Annotated in this window: 19 protein-coding genes; 3 read left to right on the plus strand and 16 right to left on the minus strand. The window is 48.1% G+C overall.

Annotation, left to right across the window (positions count from 1 at the left end):
- Nucleotides 1–37 precede the first annotated feature (37 nt).
- From B9Y93_RS07855 to B9Y93_RS07865, 3 genes are all read right to left on the minus strand, one after another.
- Nucleotides 38–1,228: a phosphopentomutase gene (locus B9Y93_RS07855; protein WP_258960862.1), complete on the minus strand. Its 1,191-nt coding sequence runs from the start codon at nt 1,226–1,228 to the stop codon at nt 38–40.
- A 73-nt stretch (nt 1,229–1,301) separates the two neighbouring features.
- A complete protein-coding gene (locus tag B9Y93_RS07860; protein WP_085493733.1) occupies nt 1,302–2,243 on the minus strand; it encodes a tyrosine recombinase in 942 nt (313 codons plus the stop codon).
- Nucleotides 2,244–2,305: 62 nt separating this feature from the next.
- Nucleotides 2,306–2,542: a DUF4227 family protein gene (locus B9Y93_RS07865; RefSeq protein WP_085493734.1), complete on the minus strand. Its 237-nt coding sequence runs from the start codon at nt 2,540–2,542 to the stop codon at nt 2,306–2,308.
- Nucleotides 2,543–2,785: 243 nt separating this feature from the next.
- On the opposite strand from B9Y93_RS07865, the gene B9Y93_RS07870 reads away from it, so the two are divergent.
- Complete coding sequence (locus B9Y93_RS07870) at nt 2,786–4,177, plus strand: S8 family peptidase (RefSeq protein ID WP_085493735.1); 1,392 nt, start codon at nt 2,786–2,788, stop codon at nt 4,175–4,177.
- A 44-nt stretch (nt 4,178–4,221) separates the two neighbouring features.
- Here the strand turns inward: B9Y93_RS07870 and fur are convergent, their stop codons facing one another.
- From fur to B9Y93_RS07890, 4 genes are all read right to left on the minus strand, one after another.
- Nucleotides 4,222–4,686: a ferric iron uptake transcriptional regulator gene (gene fur, locus B9Y93_RS07875; protein ID WP_085493736.1), complete on the minus strand. Its 465-nt coding sequence runs from the start codon at nt 4,684–4,686 to the stop codon at nt 4,222–4,224.
- 106 nt (nt 4,687–4,792) lie between these two features.
- Nucleotides 4,793–5,413, minus strand: coding sequence for a stage II sporulation protein M (gene spoIIM, locus B9Y93_RS07880; protein ID WP_085493737.1), 621 nt, complete (start codon nt 5,411–5,413; stop codon nt 4,793–4,795).
- Nucleotides 5,414–5,519: 106 nt separating this feature from the next.
- Nucleotides 5,520–6,767, minus strand: coding sequence for an endonuclease Q family protein (locus B9Y93_RS07885; protein WP_085493738.1), 1,248 nt, complete (start codon nt 6,765–6,767; stop codon nt 5,520–5,522).
- 15 nt (nt 6,768–6,782) lie between these two features.
- Nucleotides 6,783–7,385, minus strand: a complete 603-nt coding sequence (locus B9Y93_RS07890; protein ID WP_280522881.1) for an NUDIX hydrolase — start codon at nt 7,383–7,385, stop codon at nt 6,783–6,785.
- A 118-nt stretch (nt 7,386–7,503) separates the two neighbouring features.
- On the opposite strand from B9Y93_RS07890, the gene B9Y93_RS25035 reads away from it, so the two are divergent.
- Nucleotides 7,504–7,635 carry a hypothetical protein gene (locus tag B9Y93_RS25035; protein ID WP_258960861.1) on the plus strand — a complete coding sequence of 44 codons (132 nt, stop codon included), beginning with the start codon at nt 7,504–7,506 and terminating at the stop codon, nt 7,633–7,635.
- A 248-nt stretch (nt 7,636–7,883) separates the two neighbouring features.
- Here the strand turns inward: B9Y93_RS25035 and B9Y93_RS07895 are convergent, their stop codons facing one another.
- From B9Y93_RS07895 to B9Y93_RS07915, 5 genes are all read right to left on the minus strand, one after another.
- On the minus strand, nt 7,884–8,987 hold the full coding sequence (locus B9Y93_RS07895) for a Gfo/Idh/MocA family protein (RefSeq protein ID WP_085493740.1): 1,104 nt from the start codon (nt 8,985–8,987) through the stop codon (nt 7,884–7,886).
- Nucleotides 8,984–9,844: a sugar phosphate isomerase/epimerase family protein gene (locus tag B9Y93_RS07900; protein ID WP_085493741.1), complete on the minus strand. Its 861-nt coding sequence runs from the start codon at nt 9,842–9,844 to the stop codon at nt 8,984–8,986. Before B9Y93_RS07900 ends, B9Y93_RS07895 begins: the two co-directional genes overlap by 4 nt.
- A gap of 116 nt (nt 9,845–9,960) precedes the next feature.
- Nucleotides 9,961–11,133, minus strand: coding sequence for a Gfo/Idh/MocA family protein (locus tag B9Y93_RS07905; protein ID WP_085493742.1), 1,173 nt, complete (start codon nt 11,131–11,133; stop codon nt 9,961–9,963).
- Nucleotides 11,134–11,577: 444 nt separating this feature from the next.
- Nucleotides 11,578–12,453 carry a helix-turn-helix transcriptional regulator gene (locus B9Y93_RS07910; protein WP_085493743.1) on the minus strand — a complete coding sequence of 292 codons (876 nt, stop codon included), beginning with the start codon at nt 12,451–12,453 and terminating at the stop codon, nt 11,578–11,580.
- Between the two features lie 36 nt (nt 12,454–12,489).
- The gene (locus B9Y93_RS07915; RefSeq protein WP_085493744.1) at nt 12,490–13,617 is read right to left on the minus strand and encodes a M20/M25/M40 family metallo-hydrolase; all 1,128 of its coding nucleotides are present in this window, start codon (nt 13,615–13,617) and stop codon (nt 12,490–12,492) included.
- A gap of 80 nt (nt 13,618–13,697) precedes the next feature.
- Between B9Y93_RS07915 and prli42 the strand changes: the two genes are divergently transcribed.
- Nucleotides 13,698–13,802, plus strand: coding sequence for a stressosome-associated protein Prli42 (gene prli42, locus B9Y93_RS07920; RefSeq protein ID WP_085493745.1), 105 nt, complete (start codon nt 13,698–13,700; stop codon nt 13,800–13,802).
- Nucleotides 13,803–13,902: 100 nt separating this feature from the next.
- Here prli42 and lipB read toward each other — a convergent pair whose 3' ends face one another.
- The 4 genes from lipB to B9Y93_RS07940 form a co-directional block, all read right to left on the minus strand.
- A complete protein-coding gene (gene lipB, locus B9Y93_RS07925) occupies nt 13,903–14,634 on the minus strand; it encodes a lipoyl(octanoyl) transferase LipB (protein ID WP_085493746.1) in 732 nt (243 codons plus the stop codon).
- A 54-nt stretch (nt 14,635–14,688) separates the two neighbouring features.
- Nucleotides 14,689–16,059 (minus strand): dihydrolipoamide acetyltransferase family protein, encoded by a 1,371-nt coding sequence (locus B9Y93_RS07930; RefSeq protein WP_085493747.1) that lies wholly within the window; start codon nt 16,057–16,059, stop codon nt 14,689–14,691.
- Between the two features lie 158 nt (nt 16,060–16,217).
- Nucleotides 16,218–17,201, minus strand: coding sequence for an alpha-ketoacid dehydrogenase subunit beta (locus B9Y93_RS07935; RefSeq protein ID WP_085493748.1), 984 nt, complete (start codon nt 17,199–17,201; stop codon nt 16,218–16,220).
- Nucleotides 17,201–18,229: a thiamine pyrophosphate-dependent dehydrogenase E1 component subunit alpha gene (locus B9Y93_RS07940; RefSeq protein ID WP_085493749.1), complete on the minus strand. Its 1,029-nt coding sequence runs from the start codon at nt 18,227–18,229 to the stop codon at nt 17,201–17,203. Before B9Y93_RS07940 ends, B9Y93_RS07935 begins: the two co-directional genes overlap by 1 nt.
- Nucleotides 18,230–18,427: the final 198 nt, after the last annotated feature.

The following is an 18,427-nucleotide window of genomic DNA, read 5'->3' on the forward strand; positions in this document are numbered from 1 at the left end:
CATTCGCTTTGTTAATCTATTCTAACATCGGTCAGGCTTACAGTTCAGATAAGAAGCTAGTACCGATCTTAGGCATCTGCGCACCAAAATTATCTGCTATTGTTGCGCCTAGATCCGCATAAGTGGCGCGTACGCCAATGGTGCTTCCAGCTTTGATAGATGGGCTGTATAGCAGAACTGGAACATACTCCCGTGTGTGATCCGTACCCGGGTGAACAGGGTCATTGCCATGATCTGCTGTAATCACAAGCAGATCCTTCTCCCCTGTCCGCTCAAGGAAATCCGGAATAGCCGCATCGAACTCCTCCAGCGCCTTCGCATAGCCTTCTGGGTCGCGCCGATGTCCATATAATGAATCGAAATCCACAAGGTTCGTGAACAACAAGCCTTCAAATGGCTTCGTCATCTGTTCTAAGGTGACTTCAATCCCATGGGCATTGCTCTTCGTAGGATAGGACTCCGCAATGCCTTCGCCAGAGAAGATATCATTGATCTTGCCAACAGAGATGACATCCTTCCCTTGGTCCTTAAGCGCATTCAACACGGTTGGTTCAGGCGGCTTCACAGCATAATCATGGCGATTGGATGTTCTGGTGAAGCTGCCAGGCTGTCCAACATAAGGTCTGGCAATAACTCGTCCGACTGCATAAGGCTCTTCAAGGGTCAATTTTCTAGCAATTTCACAAGCGCGGTACAGCTCGTCTAGCGCAATAACGTCTTCATGCGCCGCAATCTGGAATACGCTGTCTGCAGACGTATAAACAATCCATGCCCCCGTCTTCATCTGTTCTTCGCCATATTCAACCAGAATCTCTGTGCCTGAAGCAGGCTTATTGGCTAGAACTTTTCGCCCAGTGGCTTCCTCAAATTGCTGAATAAGTTCTGGTGGAAAGCCGTCAGGGAACGTGTTGAATGGTGTTGTAATATGCAGCCCCATCAATTCCCAATGCCCCGTCATCGTATCTTTGCCTGCTGAGATCTCTGCCATCTTGCCAAACATTCCTGCGGGCTTATCTACGCCGCGAACAGTACCGAGATCCGCAATATTGCCTAGTCCAAGCTGCTGAAGGTGCTCAAGCTTGATATTAGGAACCCGTTCAACAATATGTCCAAGGGTATGCGACCCCTTATCGCCAAACTGCTCTGCATCCGGCAATTCACCGATGCCAACACTGTCCATAACGATAACGGTGATCTTGTCAAATTTTTGATTGGATTTTTGTGTCAACGCCAATCACTCCTCTTTTATCTTCTAAGTTAGTCTGTCTTCGAATGCTTGTCTCCATTCCAGCTAAAAGTCATCATGTTGACTTGCGTGCACGAGGGTGAGCCTGAGTATATACTTCCTTCATGCTTAATTTTTTTGGAGATATGGCATAGCGCTGGGTTGTGGCAGGGTCCGCATGACCGAGCATCTCTTGAACTGCACGTACATCAGCTCCATTTTGAAGCATGTGAGCGGCAAACGATTGCCTTAACGTATGAGGCGTCAAGGATGCAGGCAGCGACAGCACCTCAGCATGCTTTTTCAACAACTTCCAGAAGCCCTGTCTTGTTATGCGCTGTCCTCTCGAATTAAGAAACAATGCTTGTCCATGAGAAGCCGTCTCCCTTAACTCACTATCCACTTCAGCATGTCTAGCATACTCCGGCCTTCCATGCTGCAAATAGAGCTGAAGCGCCTCTATAGCCTCTTGTCCAAGCGGAACAATCCGCTCTTTTCGGTTCAGCTCCAATCGAACAAACCCTAGCTGCAGGTGAACATCTTCAATATTCATTTGAATCAGCTCTGAGATTCGCACACCCGTTCCATACAGCGTCTCAAGCATGGCTCTGTCCCGCATCCCTTGAACCGATTCAGGGTCAGGCTCTGCCAAGAGCTGCTCTACCTGTTCAACAGACAGCAGCATCGGTTCTTTCTTTGACGGCTTGGGAAGCTCAATCGCAAGGGCAGGATTAACTGCCAGTTCGCCTTCTTTCACGATGTATTGAAAAAAGGAATGAAGCGCAGCTCGATGGCGTTGTACCGTGCTCGCAGCCTTGCCTTCTTGCCGCAGTGTGCCAATATAATATTGAACATGATGAGGGGCAAGCTGAGCTGGTTCTTGCAAATCTTCTTTTTTTGCATACTGTATAAAGGCGGTAAGGTCTCTTCTATATGCATCAAGGGTATGTACCGACAGCTGACGCTCTTCCTTTAAGTATTGTAGGTAAGGTTCAAACAGCCTATCCCATTTTGTCATTGGCAACCCCCCACTACTTGTACTTTCTCTATCATACATCATGCTCTAGCCTTATTGCACCATCATTCCCCCAACCAGTAAAACAAACGAATTCTAGAAGTGATGGAGTCTGATTCCAACTGAAGATCTGGGTCCGATTGAAACACCTTCACCGCTCTGCCGTGCGGAATTCTATATTTGTCAACAGGAGCAATCCAGTCTGTCACCGTATTAAATATTTGTACCACTGCATAGGTGCAAATTAAAAAGACAGCAATGAACTTCAACCGATCAAGCCACTTGCGTACCGAGATAATCAAGAGAATCCCCCCGTATTTTGGGTTAGCTTGGTGACAAGCATTATTTGTCCTTCTATCACGATATGAACCCCGCAATCGCTTTATGCGCTTCACAGGCATTCTAAATGGACTGCATGACATAGCCTTGGCGTTCAATGGACCTGCAGGATTTACTCCGCATCATCACCGTTTCATAGGCGGCTACATACTATAATTCATCTTGACACGTTGCTTGAATAACGATTCGTCAGGAGGATGAACGACATGGCAAAAAAGGTATCTCAGCTCTTAACGGCAGCCATACGGAGTGTTCCGGAGGAACGCAAAATTCGCAAAATGATCGTGATGAAAGATCACGACAGTTATCTTGAGTGCATCCAGCAGCTATACGATCAGGGCTACAAGCCAATCAAAACCATAGATACTGCTCATCTTCTATGCTGCCATCTCGATGCACAGCTCTTGAACGATTCTCTCCTCCAGCATCCAGCTATTCATCATATTGAGACCGATGTGAGAGTTCATGTTCATCCCATAGGCAGCAAGAATCAACGGATGCATCAAGTGCAATCCTCGAAAAAGAAGAGGCAGCAAAGCATCCGAATCCCATGGGGCATCCGCGCCATACATGCTCCTGCTGTCTGGCCGCAGACACGAGGAGCTGGCGTCAAGGTTGGATTTATTGACACAGGCATATCCCCTCACCCTGACTTATGGATTCAAGGCGGAGTCAACACCATCGCCTATGGCGAGTCGTTTGAAGACGATAATGGCCATGGCACACATATCGCGGGAACCGTGGCTGCTCTTGGCAAGCAGGGCATGCTGATTGGTGTTGCTCCTGACATATCCCTATACGCTGTAAAATCCTTGGACAATCAAGGCGATGGATATGTATCCGATATTTTGGATGGTATCGAATGGTGCATTCGAGAGCGCATGCATATGATCAACATGAGCCTTGGACTTGATGCACCGAGCCGCTCCTTAAGAAACTCGATCCGCAAGGCACAGCAGCAAGGCATCATCATCGTCTCCTCCGCAGGAAACAGCGGACCGAACAGCCGGATCATTGACGAGCCTGCCAGCTATCCTGATGTGATAGCCGTAGCAGCCTCCAATCAAAAAGGACGAATCGCCCCATTCAGCAGCAGAGGAAGAGGCATTACCATTACCGCACCCGGTGTAGACATTCTCTCGACCTCGCGTGGGGGCGGATTCGGGACCGAATCGGGGACATCCATGGCTGCTCCTCATGTGACAGGTACGATCGCATTAATGCTGAGCTTAAAGCCCAACCTAAGCGCAAGCGACATCCAACAAATCCTGATCAGCTCCTCGCAGCGTCTCAAAGGATATCGCAACAATTCTCAAGGGGCTGGACTGCTCAACACAGCACGCGCCATTCAAGACATGCACACAGGCGCAGATAAAAAGATGCCATCTGCTTCTTCCAAGCCAATAGATGCTTTTAACACCCCTAGTCTCGCATTACCCCTCCGACCCTTCGTTCAAGCGAGCAAACATCGAAAAAAACGTCATATCCCTAAGAAAAATAAATCTTCGATCCCTCTGCTTGTTGAACCTCAAGTCAAAGCAACCCAAGCTGGAAATCGCAAAGTTAACTCCTTGAAAAAGAACACGAAAAAGCCCTAGAGATGTCTCCAGGGCTTCCTTCGTTCGTTATATTGAGTTCCGCGTCACGACTCGGTATCCTTCTTCTGATCCTTCTCCTGGCAGCTCTTGCAGATGCCTTGGAAGTCCAGTCGGTGATCAATGACGTGAAAAGAGTATTCCTTCTCCAAACGTTCCTCTAAAGGTCCAAGCCAATCGTCCATTATCTCTTGCATGCTTCCACATTGAACGCAAATCAAATGGTGATGATGATGCTTCGTATCGTCACCACGCAAATCATATCTCGCTACTCCGTCTCCGAAGTTAAGCTTATGAACAACGTGCAGTTCACTTAACAATTCCAATGTTCGATACACGGTGGCAAGACCGATTTCAGGAGCTTTCTCCTTGACGAGCATAAACACATCTTCTGCGCTAAGATGGTCTTCTTCATTCTCTAAGAGTACTCGTACTGTCGCTTCACGCTGCGGTGTCAGCTTGTATCCTTGGGATTGAAGCTGCTGCTTAATCTTATCAATCTGCGCTTCCATGGTCTGGTCTCCCCCCTTGCCGCCTAGCCACAATTCGACTCACTTCTACCATTATAGGTGCGAACAGTAAGGAGTGTCAAATGATTTGCTAGAAGTTAAATGCAGATTAACCATGGATGATCGTAGAACCGACCCAAGTCATAAATAAAGGGCTTACCCAATGCACAATTGCAGCCGCTGCAACAAGTCCTATACATGCGCTTACCTGAACTACCGCGTAGTTCAAAAATGGCGTGCGAAGCGACTTCATCTTCGGAATCATAAGCCGATTCTTAATGACGTGCAGCGAAAAAGCAAGCGAGGCCACACTCGCGATGAGCAGCAGGGGAATCGCAATCATATTCTGAGGCGCAATCGTAGCTGCTGCAACAACAATCCCTTTCCAGGAGTATTGTCCGACAAGCGTTCCGACTGTAAAGCCCACAAACACTCCCTTGGCGAAGTCCATTACCAATATGAGCGGGAATCCAATAATTGAAATGCCAAACACAGCAATAATCAGGATCCAGCGCCAATATTGCCACAATGCCTCCCAGAATGCGGCGTTTGTTGTATTCTCTCCGGCGCTTTGGAATACATGCTGCAGCTGCCGAGATAAGTCCTCCTGCTGATCGAGTGTTAATGCATTCACGAGGAGTGCTCCAAACACCACTCCTGTTATAAAGATGATCGACACAAAAATATATAGGTGAAGATGCTGACGCACGCTTGGCATCATAGAAGGCATAACATTCTCCCCTCTCTAGTGAACATTCTATTGCTCGTTCACATCCTATGCGAGAGCATGTCCAACTATGCCAAGGAAGAATAGTACGATTCATTTGTACATATGATCAGCCTCGTTCAATCCGTCCGTAGATGCCGCCGCCGCCGCTCTGAATCTTCACTTCGCCGCTTCTTGCTGCATGGAGGCGCTCCGCAAGCTCGGAGCCAATCACATCCCTTAATTGTTCTACCGTAGCCTGATGAAGAACATTCATCTCGGTATGGAAGACTGCAAGCAGTTTCTCAAGCGTCTTGCTGCCAATGCCAGGAATGTATTCGAGCGGAATTTGATAATGATAAGGCGGTCTTTGCTGACTAGCCACCTTCGCCAAATCCTCGCTTCGATCCGCAATTGCCTCTATGCGGTCATGCACTCCCCGAACAAGACGCTTGCTTCCACATACTAAGCAGCGAAAGCTTCGTTCCCATGCCGGATTCAGTGCTGCTTGTTGAGCTTCTTCATGAGCTAGAAGATGGCCATTCAAACAAGTCGTGCGATGATACTTGCCAAGCTGCGGATTAAGGCCATAATTCGCGGCAATCCTGCAGCCTTGCTGGTCTCTAAGCGCCATGGACCATTCCTTGAAGGATGCGTCATGAAGTACCAAAGCATTGTACTCTCGCGCAATTTTGTTTAAGGAGTGCGCATCGGAGTTTGTGAGAAACGAAAAGCGATCAAGCTCAGACAACCGTTCTGCCATGCAAGTATCTGCACTTAATCCAAGCTCAACGCCATCCACGGAATCGAGATCAAGAATCGACGCCATCTCTTTCGTACAGCTCCCAAAAATACTCTTATGGGGTGTAAAGATATGAGCGGGAATAAATAAGCCGCCATGAGACATCGTCTCCGCTTGCAGTGTTCTTGCATCGACATAGATCCGCTGCGTGGACAAACTCATGTTGCGAATGTGAGCGGACATCCATTGTGAAAAATGCTTCATCGCGTAGAAGCTTGGCATGTAGCACAGAACATGCGCCGAACCTGAGCCCTCGCGCACCTCGATCTCCGCACCGAGCATGATGGTTGTATTTTTGTAGCGAATGCCTCCATCTGGATGCTCTGTCATTTCCCCTGCCAAAAGAAGATCCTCGATGTCTTTTTGTACCCCTGGAGCGTGACAATCAATGATGCCAATAAGATGAAGACCTTTCTTATCCGCTGCCTCATGCGCAATATTTTCGAATGTCAAGCTGCGGCTGCCGCTCATCTTCACTGGACGACCTTCTGATGTAGCACCAATATGAATGTGAAAATCCCCATAATATAGCGATGGGGATTGCTGCTCTATATGTGTTGTTGGATGATTACTCATGCTGACGCACCTGCCTTATATTGGCCATTGTCCTGTCAGTTCATAGATTTGCCAGGCATAGATAGCATTAACCGTCTTCGCATCTGAGATTCGTCCATCACGCATCGCCTCAAATGCCTCTTCAAGCGTTATTTCCAATACTTCTAGGAATTCATCTTCATCGGTATGCATCTCTCCAGGCGTCAAATGATCTGCTGCATAAATGTGAATGATTTCATCTGCAAATCCAGGCGAGGTATATACAGAGCTCAGATGGACTAAATGTTCCGCCTTATAACCCGTCTCCTCCGCAAGTTCTCTTCTTGCCGCTGTCTCAGGCTCTTCGTCTGGATCAAGCTTGCCTGCAGGTATCTCAATTTGAGAGCGGCCCAAGGGCTTGCGATATTGATCAACAACGATCATCTTACGGTCATGGATCGCGAGCACAGCAACTGCTCCTGGATGCCTTACAATTTCCCTTGTTGCGGTTGAACCGTCTGGAAGCGTTACGGTGTCGACCTGCAGGGAGATTACTTTTCCTTTAAAAATATTTGTCGATTCAACAGTCACCTCTTCGAATCGCTGATAGGGTGACCGAGCCTTGCCTTCATCCTGCCCATTGCGTTCAGTAAATGCCACACCAATTCCTCCTTCAATCATTTAACTCGTTAGGAATAGATCCGTTCATCAAGTCATACACATTATACCACTAGTGCTTGTCCAACAATCAATACACGATAAAAAGGGGCGTTCTTCGATGAAACAATATACGACGGATCAGCAACTATGGCTTAGTGGAAAACCAAGCGAGATAACTGCAGCATTAAGACGCATGGTGATCCGAAGCGGCAAGGAGACCACACTTCAACAACTGCTTCAAAAAAAGTAGACTGGCTGTCAATCTTTCACGATCGTTTGCGGTCATTGATTTATGCATCTTCAAGTATCAGCAATAGTTTGGGTGCTGGTGTCGGAGTTGGTGCCGCATAATCTTGTTCATGTGATGCAAAAAAGGCGCCTCCCGCAGCGGAAAGGCACCTTTTTTTATAGCGATTCGACAGTCAATGGTAGTTAAACTTGAGGTCTAGGAATGACGACTATCTATCGCACCTAACATTCACGCATCCATAAAAGCAGTCATCCCTGGTGCAATAGTTCGTGATTGGAATTGGTGATATGAATGGCTTGCTTCTGCGCTAACAGGCACAACTCCGCTGCTTTGAAGGCATGAGCTTGTGTCATAGCATGCTCTGTACGATGAATGCAATCCAAGATCAGTTCGCCAAAGAAGGGATAGCCGACTTTGCCGTTGACATGCTCATGATGCTCGCCAGCTTGATTCACCCAATAGACATGATCGCCTTCTGTGGAGCGGGCAACATCAATATATTTTCGAAGCTCAATATACCCGTCTGTTCCTAAAATGATGGTGCGGCCATCGCCCCAAGTCCCAAGGCCATCAGGCGTAAACCAGTCTACCCGAAAATATTGCGTGGCGCCGTTATCTCCGACTAAGGTAGCGTCGCCAAAGTCTTCAAGCTCCGGATAAGCCGGATTATGATAATTCCCCACTTTACTATGGAGTACCTTCGCATCCTTACAGCCAGCATAATACAGAAACTGTTCAATTTGATGGCTGCCGATATCGCATAGAATGCCGCCGTACTTTTCCTTTTGGAAAAACCAGTCTGGTCTAGTTGAAGCATTCAGACGATGAGGACCCAATCCCATCACTTGAATCACCTTTCCAATCGCGCCTCGCTCAATCAGCTGTCCCGCATACACTGCACTTTCCACATGCAGACGCTCGCTAAAGTAAACCATATATTTGCGGCCCGTCTCGATTACTTTGCGCTTTGCCAGTTCAAGCTGCTCAAGCGTCGTAAATGGCGTCTTATCGGTAAAATAATCTTTACCATGATCCATTGCCCGCAGCCCAAGCGAGCAGCGCTGAGAAGGAACTGCTGCAGCCGCAACAAGCTTGACCTCTGGGTCTTGAAGCACTTCATCTTCACTGCTCGCCACTTGAACATGCGGGTAGCGCTCCTTAAAAGCCTGAGCTTTGTCTGGATCAGGATCGTATACCCACTTGAGCTTAGCGCCTGCCTCTTGAAGTCCGTTGCACATCCCGTAAATATGCCCATGATCGAGCGCAATCGCTGCGAAGATGAATTCACCGGGCTGCACGACAGGCTTGCTGTCATGCATCGGCGCATACATCATGCCATCTTGACGATTCATCGAGTAACACCTCTAACCTGATCATTAAGCTTTGATATCCATTGTACATAGTACGCAATCATATCTTTAGTAGAGCGTGTGCCGCTAAAGTCCTCAACGCCGCAGAAACCGTTGTAGTTGACTTGAGCCAGATCCTCGAGTACTTGCGTCCAGTTCACAAGGCCTTCCTCCATGGGACTCCACGCAAAGGCTTGGCCAGAGCGTTGTTCCTTTGGCACAGCGTCTGCATTCTTCACATGGACATGCGCCAAATAATCGCCCAGCAGCTCAAGCCCCATACGATGGTTCTCGTAGCCCTCGAATACCATGTTGCCCGGATCAAAGAGCACGCCATATACGCTCGAATCAAATGAGCTGACCAATCGATATGCCGCACTAGCGCTGGCGGAGATCGTCATGTGGTGGGTTTCCACGACTCCCTTGATGCCATGATCACGCAGCATCGGCTCCAGACTCTCCATATAACGAAGCTGTTCGTCCAGCAGTTCATTATACGAGCGCTTGCGGTTGTAGCCATGCACGCCGATGCGAACAATCGGAGCTTCAAGTGCTGTTGCTACACGAAGAACCTCTTTTGCTGCATCCAGATCGCCAACGCCAAGATATGGCATAACGCCTGCTGGTTCTATGCCATGCTCTTTGCACAAAGCTTTGATTTCCTTAAGCTCGACATCGGAAATGCCTGGCTCAATCGTTGCCATATTATTGCCCCAGAACGATGCTGGTTGAGAGCGCTGATCCGCCGGTGTCTCCTTGAATCTCCACTCCAATCCTTTAAGACCCGCTTCAGCAGCATATGGAATCAGCTCTTTTACGGACAAATCAGGAGAAGCTACTGTAAACAACGACCATTTCATATCTCGCACCGCCTTCATAAAATTATAGAGCTTGTTAATATCCGTTCAACATTCTGATCACAATGATTGCGTATCGTTTCCGTAAAAAGTGAATGCTAGTAAAGGGCTTGCCACTGTTATCCAAATGTCTTTGACATATCCACAGTGCCCGATGTCGCTTCCGCTTTAGGCTTTTGGTAGCGGGAAGTCTCAATTCGCTGGTTGAGCTCAGACAAGAACAGCTCCTCATCAATCGGCAGATCGACCCAATTGTCTGTCCAAGTAGAGAGCAGCATCGCATTGGACAAGGTTAAGCCATGAATGCCTTCCTCGCCTGGTGCAAGCAGCGGCGTGCCGTGCTGAATGCACTTCACCCAATCCATCATAATGCCATCATGACCCGTCATTTGGCCGTGGATGGGAATGTCGCACTTCCAGCATTCAGGCGCGCCAAATGCGCCTTTAAAGGTTTGATTGAATTCTGGCTCAGGCGTACGCAAGCGCCAGAAGGTCATCTTATCGTTTTCAATGACCACCTTGCCACGATCCCCTGACACTTCAAATCGGTTCGTACCTGGCGCTTCTCCCGTTGTCGTGATAAAGACGCCTGAAGCTCCGTTTGCATATTCCACATAAGCCGTGACATCGTCTTCAACCTCAATATCGCGATAATGGCCAAAGCGGCAGAATGCGCGCACACGCGTAGGCATCATGCCAATGCTCCACTGCCAGAGATCCAATTGGTGAGGGTCCTGATTGATCAACACGCCGCCGCCTTCGCCAGCCCAGGTGGCACGCCATGCGCCAGAGTCATAGTAGCTTTGTGAGCGATACCAATTCGTAATAATCCAATTTGTCCTTCTGACCTCGCCAAGCTCGCCACTCTGAATCAAATCTCTTAGCTTCTGATAAAGAGGATTCGTGCGTTGGTTGTACATAATGGAGAAGACCTTGCCGGATTGCTGAGCCGCTTCATTCATCTGACGCACCTGCTTGGTATAGACACCTGCCGGCTTCTCAATCAGCACATGCAGTTCATGCTTAAATGCCTCAATGGCCAAGGAAGGGTGGCTATAATGCGGTGTAGCAATGATTACGGCATCAATCAAACCCGATTGAAACAGCTCGTTTTCATTAGTGAAAAAAGCGATGTTTGAGCCTAGTTCCTTGCTCACCCACTCCTTCTTCTCCTCCACAGCATCGCAGATCGCTGTTAAGACAGCCCCTGTAATTTTGTTTGCTGCTAATTGCTTGGCATGATAGGCGCCCATATTGCCTACCCCAATAACACCTACGCGAACTGGATTCATCTTATAGCCTCCATTTACGATTTATCGTCATTCTAGATCGTGTTCCATGTCCTTAACGTACCATAGAGATGAGCGAATACGCTTACATCCTATTGCCTCATTTGATCTTTCATTTAACTCTGGTTGGCATACCCAGTTTCACATCTCCTTCTCATCCATAACCTTAATATCAGGGGACGCCTTGGTTATCACGAAGGCAAGCTAATGCCTTCCAATCCTCAACATACGTACGATGTCGAACAGTCACTGGATTCTATTAAAAATTTGCGGCATTATGATATCGAGAATGTGATTTGTTATCATGGAGGGTTATGAAGGATAACGTGAACGAGCGAATTGTAGAATTGTCGGAATGGCCAACATGGTGAAGGGTTAAACGAACTCGATCATGACAGCATCTAAAAAAGGTGCACCCACTTCACATGGGTGCACCTTTTGTATGGATTAAGATAAAGACAAGTAGGACTCCATCTGAAGCTGCACTTTTTTCCGATACGCTTCGGGCGTGCAGCCTACAATCTGCTTGAACATGCGTGAGAAATGAGGAAGGTGCTTGTATCCGACTGCATAGGACACCTCCGTTACTGGAACCTGCGGCTCTGCAACGAACATCACCTTAGCCTGATTGATGCGGCGGTGGTTCACATACTGGAAGATGGTAAAGCCCGTAATCTCCTTGAACAGCTTGCTGACATAGTGCTTATTCAGATGCACCTCTTGTGCAATCTCATCTAGAGACAGTTCTTCTGTATATCGCTGTTCTAACACACGAATTACTTCTTCGACATGTCGCTCTCTGTCACGCTGGTGTTCAAGCTGAGCAAGCGGTTCAGAGAACCAATCGTAGATGCAGTACAGAAGATCAAGCATGGCAATCTTAGCACGCTGGCGGCCTGCATAGCTTTGTTCACGAAGCTTCGTTTCCATATGCATAAACCGTTGTTCCGCCTCTATCCTCCGCTCCTCAGACAATTTAAGACGCGCTGTCTTCAGCTCAACAAATGGCCGAAGCAGCTCTCCTTCTTGTCCTTCTCCCCGTGCAGGATCAATGTTGTTCACAAATCTTGCATCAAAATGAAGAATCGAGCGCACATAAGGGGTGCGATTATCAATAATGGGCCGATGAAGCGTCAGTCCGTTCATAATGATGAGGTCCCCTGGCTCGAGCATATAAATTCGATCCCCGATGAGGTACTGCACACTTCCCTCATGAAACAGGTACACTTCATAGTTCGTGTGAGAATGAAAAGACGGTGTTCCATAAGGAACTGCTGAACGGTACTGAACATCAAATATTTCATTTTGATGAATCCAGGACATGCGCCTCTCCCCCTCATTAGGCTGCCCTAAGCTCCATTACTTCGTTGCTTCGTTAATAATTGCAAGCACAAGCTCAGAGGTCTTCACAAGATCATTCGTATGAATACGTTCCTTCGTTGTATGAATATCCATATAGCCAACTGCTAAATTCACCGTAGGAACACCATGTCCATTGAAGATATTCGCATCGCTGCCGCCTCCGGAATGGAACAGTCGAGGTGTAAGGCCGAGCGATTCGATCGCACGAGATGCAAATTGAACAACCTCGTCTTTTTCGCCAAAATTAAAGGCAGGATACATGATCTTGCTATCGAATTTTGCAGTTGCACCGAATTCAGACGCAGCAGATTCCAATGCTTCTTTCATCGAAACAAGCTGAGCTTCCACTTTCTCCTGTACAATACTGCGAGCTTCGGCATCCAGCTTTACATAATCCGTTACAACGTTAGTCGGTCCTCCACCTTCGAAGCGCCCAATGTTTGCAGTTGTCTCGTGGTCGATGCGGCCGAGCTTCATGCGGGAAATACCTTTGGATGCAACCTGAATGGCACTAACGCCATCCTCAGGATTCACTCCTGCATGCGCAGACTTTCCAAGGATCTCCATCGTGATCTTCGCTTGAGTAGGCGCTGCAACTGCAATAGCTCCAACTTCGCCGTTGGAGTCAAGCGCATATCCGAAGTCCGCTTGCAGCAGGCTGCCGTCCATGGCGCGAGCACCGTTCAGCCCTGACTCTTCCCCAACTGTAATGACAAATTGAAGCTGGCCATGCGGCAGGTTTTGTTCTTGAACGACACGAATAGCTTCAAAGATGGCAGCAAGTCCTGCTTTGTCGTCAGAACCGAGAATGGTCGTTCCATCGCTGTGAATGAGTCCATCCTCATCAACGATAGGCTTAACCCCCTTGCCCGGTGTCACGGTGTCCATATGGGAGGTGAAGAATAATCGCTTCGCTTGCTCATGACCTGCTGCGGCCGGCCAGTTTACAATCAGATTGCCAGCCTCGTGGCCTGTCACACTTGTGGTATCATCTTCCATCACCTCAAGGCCAAGCTCCGCAAATTGCTTTTTCAGCTCATCGCAAATGGCTCTTTCAAATCTGGTCTCGCTATCGATCTGTACTAGCTGTAAAAAGTGATTGACCAAACGTTCCTGATTTACCATGATGACTTTCCTCCAAACATCATTTTCGTTTACAATATAGACAAGACTGATGGATAATCGGAAAGGAGTGTATCCGAAACATGAATTCAAAGCGCTGGTTTCGTATCGTTGTCTACGTGATGTTAGCGGCAATGATTCTATCCACCTTGTTTGTCCTTATTGAGCCTCTATTGTACGGGTTATAAGAGGCTATGCCCGCATAAAGCCATGCCGCTATTGGCATGGCTTGTTTGCCTATCTGCTGATGAACGCGAACTTACATATCCTCATTCAGATTAGCAAGCTTTAGCGTAAGCTGTCTGCCTCACTGATATGACGATACCCGAAGATAGATTCAAAATAAGGCAGAAGCTCTTCGCCTACTTGCTCCACCGTAAAGGTCTTGCCTGTCATGTCCTCAAGTGAGGTCACGCCATACTGCTGAATGCCGCATGGGACAATTCCTGAGAAGCCTTCATGCTGTATGCCCTTTTTAATGTTGAATGCGAATCCATGGCTCGTTATGAAGCCCTTTCTCGTTCGAGAACGATTGAACTTCACGCCTATGGCTGCTATCTTGACATCACCGATCCAGACACCGGTATAGTCTTCCTTGCGGCTGCCTTCAATACCAAATGAAGCGAGATATTGAATAATGACCTCTTCCAAGCGCCGCAGGTAGCCATGAAGATCAAGGGATGCTCCCTCTAGCAGAATAATCGGATAGCCGACTAGCTGCCCAGGTCCATGATACGTAATATCACCACCACGGTCGATTTCATACACCTGAATCCCCTGGGCCTTAAGCTGGTCTGGTGATAGCAGCAGATGCTCAGGATGACGCTGCGAGCCAATCGTATATGTAGGGGGATGTTCTAGAAGAAACAGCGTTTCCCTAGCCTCTCCCTTATCCACCGCTTTAACGGTTTCCCTCTGCAAGTCCCAAGCTCTTTGATAATCGATTCGACCGCATGCACGAACGACGAGCGGTTTGACGTTATCTCGATTTGAATCGTTACTCTGCACCCATTCGTTCATAAGAATTCACACCTTCTGCTAGAAAACTTAAAATCCTACCCTTCTAGCATGCCTCTAATACAGCTTCGTTTCAAGGTTGTAGGACTCAATATTTTCCTTAACGCGCTGCAAGAACCGGCCGCAAATCACGCCGTCCAAGATTCGATGGTCAAGCGACAAGCACATATTGGCCATTGAGCGCACTGCGATCATATCATCGATTACAACCGGCTTCTTCACGATGGATTCAAATGTAACAATTGCAGCCTGCGGGTAGTTGATGATTGGATAAGACAAGATGGAACCGAAGGAGCCTGTGTTATTAACAGTAAAAGTCCCGCCCGTCATATCGTTCAGCGTCAGCTTGCCTTCACGTGTCTTACGGGCAAGGTCCTCGATTTCCCGAGCAAGACCCGCAATATTTTTCTGATCCGCCTTGTGAATGACAGGAGTCAGCACCGAGTCTTCTGTGCCAACGGCGAGCGACAAGTTGATGTCTCGCTTCACAATAATCTTATCTACGGCCCAGACGGAGTTCATAATCGGATAATCTTTAATCGCATTAACGATTGCTTTCACAACAAATGCGAGATAAGTCAGGTTAATGCCTTCTTTACGCTTGAATTCATCTTTTAGCTTATTGCGAAGCTGAACCAGATTCGTAACATCCACCTCAATGGTGGTCCATGCATGTGGAATCTCGGACACGCTCTGTCTCATATTCCGAGCAATCGAATTACGGATTGGCGTTACATCAATCAAGTATTCGCCTCTTGCTGTATGCGCTTCGGATTCAATCTCAATCTTCGGAAGACGCGGAGTCTCGCTGAGATGGATACCGGAATTGCGAACTTGAGACATGGCAGCAGAAGATGTAGATTGCACAGCTTGCTGAGATTGCTGAATGTTTGACTCAGCAGGACGCGGAACAGAACGGCTATGCTCCGATCTGACTGGAGCTGCGCTAGTTCCTCCTTGTTCGATGCTTTGCAGCACATCCTTGCGGGTAATGCGGCCGCCAAGCCCCGTTCCCTGCAGTTGGCCAAGATCAATGCCATGCTCCTGCGCAAGCTTCTGGACAGCTGGAGAGAATCTTCCTCTCATGCTGGTATCTTGTGACAAGGATGCGCTCATAGGCTCGCCTGCATTTGCAGTGCTGGACGAAGCCGGAGCTTGAGACACTGCGGCTAGCTCGTGGCTCTTCATGCGGCAAATGACTGCGCCTACTTCCACCGTTTCGCCTTCATTCGCAATCAATTCCTGCATAATTCCGCTCTCTGTAGCAGGAATCTCAGCAACAACCTTATCTGTTATGACCTCGCAAATGGGTTCATATGCATCTACAGCATCACCAGGCGCTTTTAACCATTTCCCAATTGTTGCTGACACCAATGACTCAGCGAGCTGAGGCATTGTGATCTCTATCCATTGGTCTCTATCTGCCATATTGATGATCACTCCTAACCTGTTAGTGGACTCCATGCGATTAACCTCTAGTTCGCGACAGCTTCATCAGGCAGATCTGCTACACTAGAGGTTATCATCCAAGTGAACGGATCGAGAATGTCTTCTATCCGAACGAATCGATATGAATGTAATAAGAACTAGAATAAGGCCAACTGCTTCATCGCTTCTTTGACTTTATCCTTATTGAGCATATACTCGCGCTCAAGCGGCGGGCTGATTGGCATTGCAGGCACATCAGGTCCACACAAGCGCATAATTGGAGCATCAAGCTCAAAGAGCAGTTCCTCCGCGATGATCGCAGATACTTCAGCCCCTACCCCGCCTGTTTTGTTGTCTTCATGGACGATAAGCACTTTGCCTGTCTTCTGTACAGCCTCAAGAATCGCCGTCTTGTCAAGCGGCTGCAGGGTGCGCAGATCTAGAATATGAGCGCTTATCCCCTCTTGCTCCAGCTCTTCAGCAGCCTCCATCACAAAGTGAAGCGGAAGGCTGTAGCCAATTACCGTAATATCTGTTCCTTCACGCAGCACATTAGCTTTGCCGATTGGCACTATATAATCCGTGTCAGGCACTTCACCAGATACCATGCGGTAACATTTCTTATTTTCGAAGAACAATACCGGATCTGGATCTCGCACGGCTGCTTTCAACAGGCCTTTTGCATCATATGGGGTATATGGAGCAACAATTTTAAGTCCTGGTGTTCCGAAAAAGACGGATTCTGCACACTGAGAATGATACAGCCCGCCGAAGATGCCTCCGCCAATCGGTGCACGAATAACAACCGGACAGCTCCAATCATTATTTGAGCGATAGCGAATCTTTGCCGCCTCGCTAATTATCTGATTGGTTGCTGGGTACATAAAATCAGAATACTGCATCTCGGCAATCGGCTTCATGCCGACCATAGCCGCACCAATTGCAACACCTGCAATGGCAGACTCAGCCAGCGGGGTGTCTAACGCGCGATACTCGCCAAACTGCTCATACAACCCCTTGGTTGTTGTGAATACGCCTCCCTTAACGCCGACGTCCTCACCAAGCACAAAGACCTCATCGTCTCGCTCCATCTCTTCTTTCATCGCGAGACGTATCGCATCAATGTATTCCATCTTTGCCATCAGAATGCCCCCTCCTCTGTCTTAGCATACACATGCGTGTAGGTCTCACTCGGATGTGGGTATGGCGCTTGCTCAGCATAACGCGTCGCTTCATTAAGTTCAGCAGTAAGCTCTTTAATTAACGCCTCATCCTGCTCCTCTGACCAAATACCGCAATCGATCAAATATTGCTTGAACTTAGGCAGTCCATCCTGCTTGCGGTATTCCTCCACTTCTTCCTTCGTCCGATAGGCCATATCATTATCTGAAGTGGAATGCGGCGACAAGCGATACATCATCGCTTCAATTAGGGTAGGTCCTTCTCCTGCTACCGCTCTTTCTCTTGCTTCTTTCACCACACGATAGACTTCCAGCGGGTCTGTTCCATCCACGCGATATCCAGGGAAGCCGTAACCAAGCGCACGATCTGCAATGCGTCCTGCAGATTGCTTTGCAAATGGGACTGAGATCGCGTATTGATTATTTTCACACATAATGATAACCGGCAGCTTATGAACACCAGCAAAGTTGCAGCCTTCGTGGAAATCGCCTTGGTTGCTTGACCCTTCGCCGAACGTCACGAATGATACGTTATCCTGCTTGCGCATCTTGGCAGCTAGTGCAATGCCAACAGCATGAGGCACCTGAGTCGTCACGGGGCTTGATGCGGTCACGATTCGATGCTGCTTAGAACCAAAGTGTCCCGGCATCTGTCTGCCGCCGCTTGATACATCCTCCGCCTTAGCGAAGTTCGCCAGCAGCAAATCCTTAACGGTTAATCCAACTGAGAGTACAAACCCGTAGTCACGATAATACGGCAAATAGTAATCGCGTTCCCGATCCAATGCAAAGGCTGCTGCTACTTGTGCAGTTTCTTGACCAATGCCGGATACATGAAATGAGATTTTGCCAGAGCGCTGCAAAAGCATCGCACGCTCATCGTATTTGCGAGCCATTAGAATCATGCGATACATATCGATCGCTTGTTCGTCTGACAATCCGAGCTGTACATGACGAGATACTTCAGTCGTTGAAGATTTGGGTGTCATGGCGTAGCCTCCTTTATAAAAAGCCGCTAGGCTTCGTAGTCTCATACAATTTGTTACCAGGTACTAATACTTGAACCTAAATGTATTATACTCTTAGCCAGCAAAAAAGAAAACGACCGATGTAAGGAAGTGATTAAAATCGTGCTGTAACATGCTTCCAGCTGCATCACATCAAGGATGCACAAGGCAGGTTCTCAT

The sequence above is a fragment of the Paenibacillus aquistagni genome, assembly GCF_900177815.1.
In the GTDB taxonomy this organism is placed as follows: Bacteria; Bacillota; Bacilli; order Paenibacillales; family Paenibacillaceae; genus Paenibacillus_B; species Paenibacillus_B aquistagni.

Excerpts from the sequence above, each read along its gene's own strand:
- B9Y93_RS07860 (WP_085493733.1), bottom strand. The coding sequence starts at position 2,243 with ATGACAAAATGGGATAGGCTGTTTGAACCTTACCTACAATACTTAAAG.
- B9Y93_RS07870 (WP_085493735.1), top strand. The coding sequence starts at position 2,786 with ATGGCAAAAAAGGTATCTCAGCTCTTAACGGCAGCCATACGGAGTGTT.
- fur (WP_085493736.1), bottom strand. The coding sequence starts at position 4,686 with ATGGAAGCGCAGATTGATAAGATTAAGCAGCAGCTTCAATCCCAAGGA.
- spoIIM (WP_085493737.1), bottom strand. The coding sequence starts at position 5,413 with ATGCCTTCTATGATGCCAAGCGTGCGTCAGCATCTTCACCTATATATT.
- B9Y93_RS07885 (WP_085493738.1), bottom strand. The coding sequence starts at position 6,767 with ATGAGTAATCATCCAACAACACATATAGAGCAGCAATCCCCATCGCTA.
- B9Y93_RS25035 (WP_258960861.1), top strand. The coding sequence starts at position 7,504 with ATGAAACAATATACGACGGATCAGCAACTATGGCTTAGTGGAAAACCA.
- B9Y93_RS07895 (WP_085493740.1), bottom strand. The coding sequence starts at position 8,987 with ATGAATCGTCAAGATGGCATGATGTATGCGCCGATGCATGACAGCAAG.
- B9Y93_RS07900 (WP_085493741.1), bottom strand. The coding sequence starts at position 9,844 with ATGAAATGGTCGTTGTTTACAGTAGCTTCTCCTGATTTGTCCGTAAAA.
- B9Y93_RS07905 (WP_085493742.1), bottom strand. The coding sequence starts at position 11,133 with ATGAATCCAGTTCGCGTAGGTGTTATTGGGGTAGGCAATATGGGCGCC.
- B9Y93_RS07910 (WP_085493743.1), bottom strand. The coding sequence starts at position 12,453 with ATGTCCTGGATTCATCAAAATGAAATATTTGATGTTCAGTACCGTTCA.
- B9Y93_RS07915 (WP_085493744.1), bottom strand. The coding sequence starts at position 13,617 with ATGGTAAATCAGGAACGTTTGGTCAATCACTTTTTACAGCTAGTACAG.
- prli42 (WP_085493745.1), top strand. The coding sequence starts at position 13,698 with ATGAATTCAAAGCGCTGGTTTCGTATCGTTGTCTACGTGATGTTAGCG.
- lipB (WP_085493746.1), bottom strand. The coding sequence starts at position 14,634 with ATGAACGAATGGGTGCAGAGTAACGATTCAAATCGAGATAACGTCAAA.
- B9Y93_RS07930 (WP_085493747.1), bottom strand. The coding sequence starts at position 16,059 with ATGGCAGATAGAGACCAATGGATAGAGATCACAATGCCTCAGCTCGCT.
- B9Y93_RS07935 (WP_085493748.1), bottom strand. The coding sequence starts at position 17,201 with ATGGCAAAGATGGAATACATTGATGCGATACGTCTCGCGATGAAAGAA.
- B9Y93_RS07940 (WP_085493749.1), bottom strand. The coding sequence starts at position 18,229 with ATGACACCCAAATCTTCAACGACTGAAGTATCTCGTCATGTACAGCTC.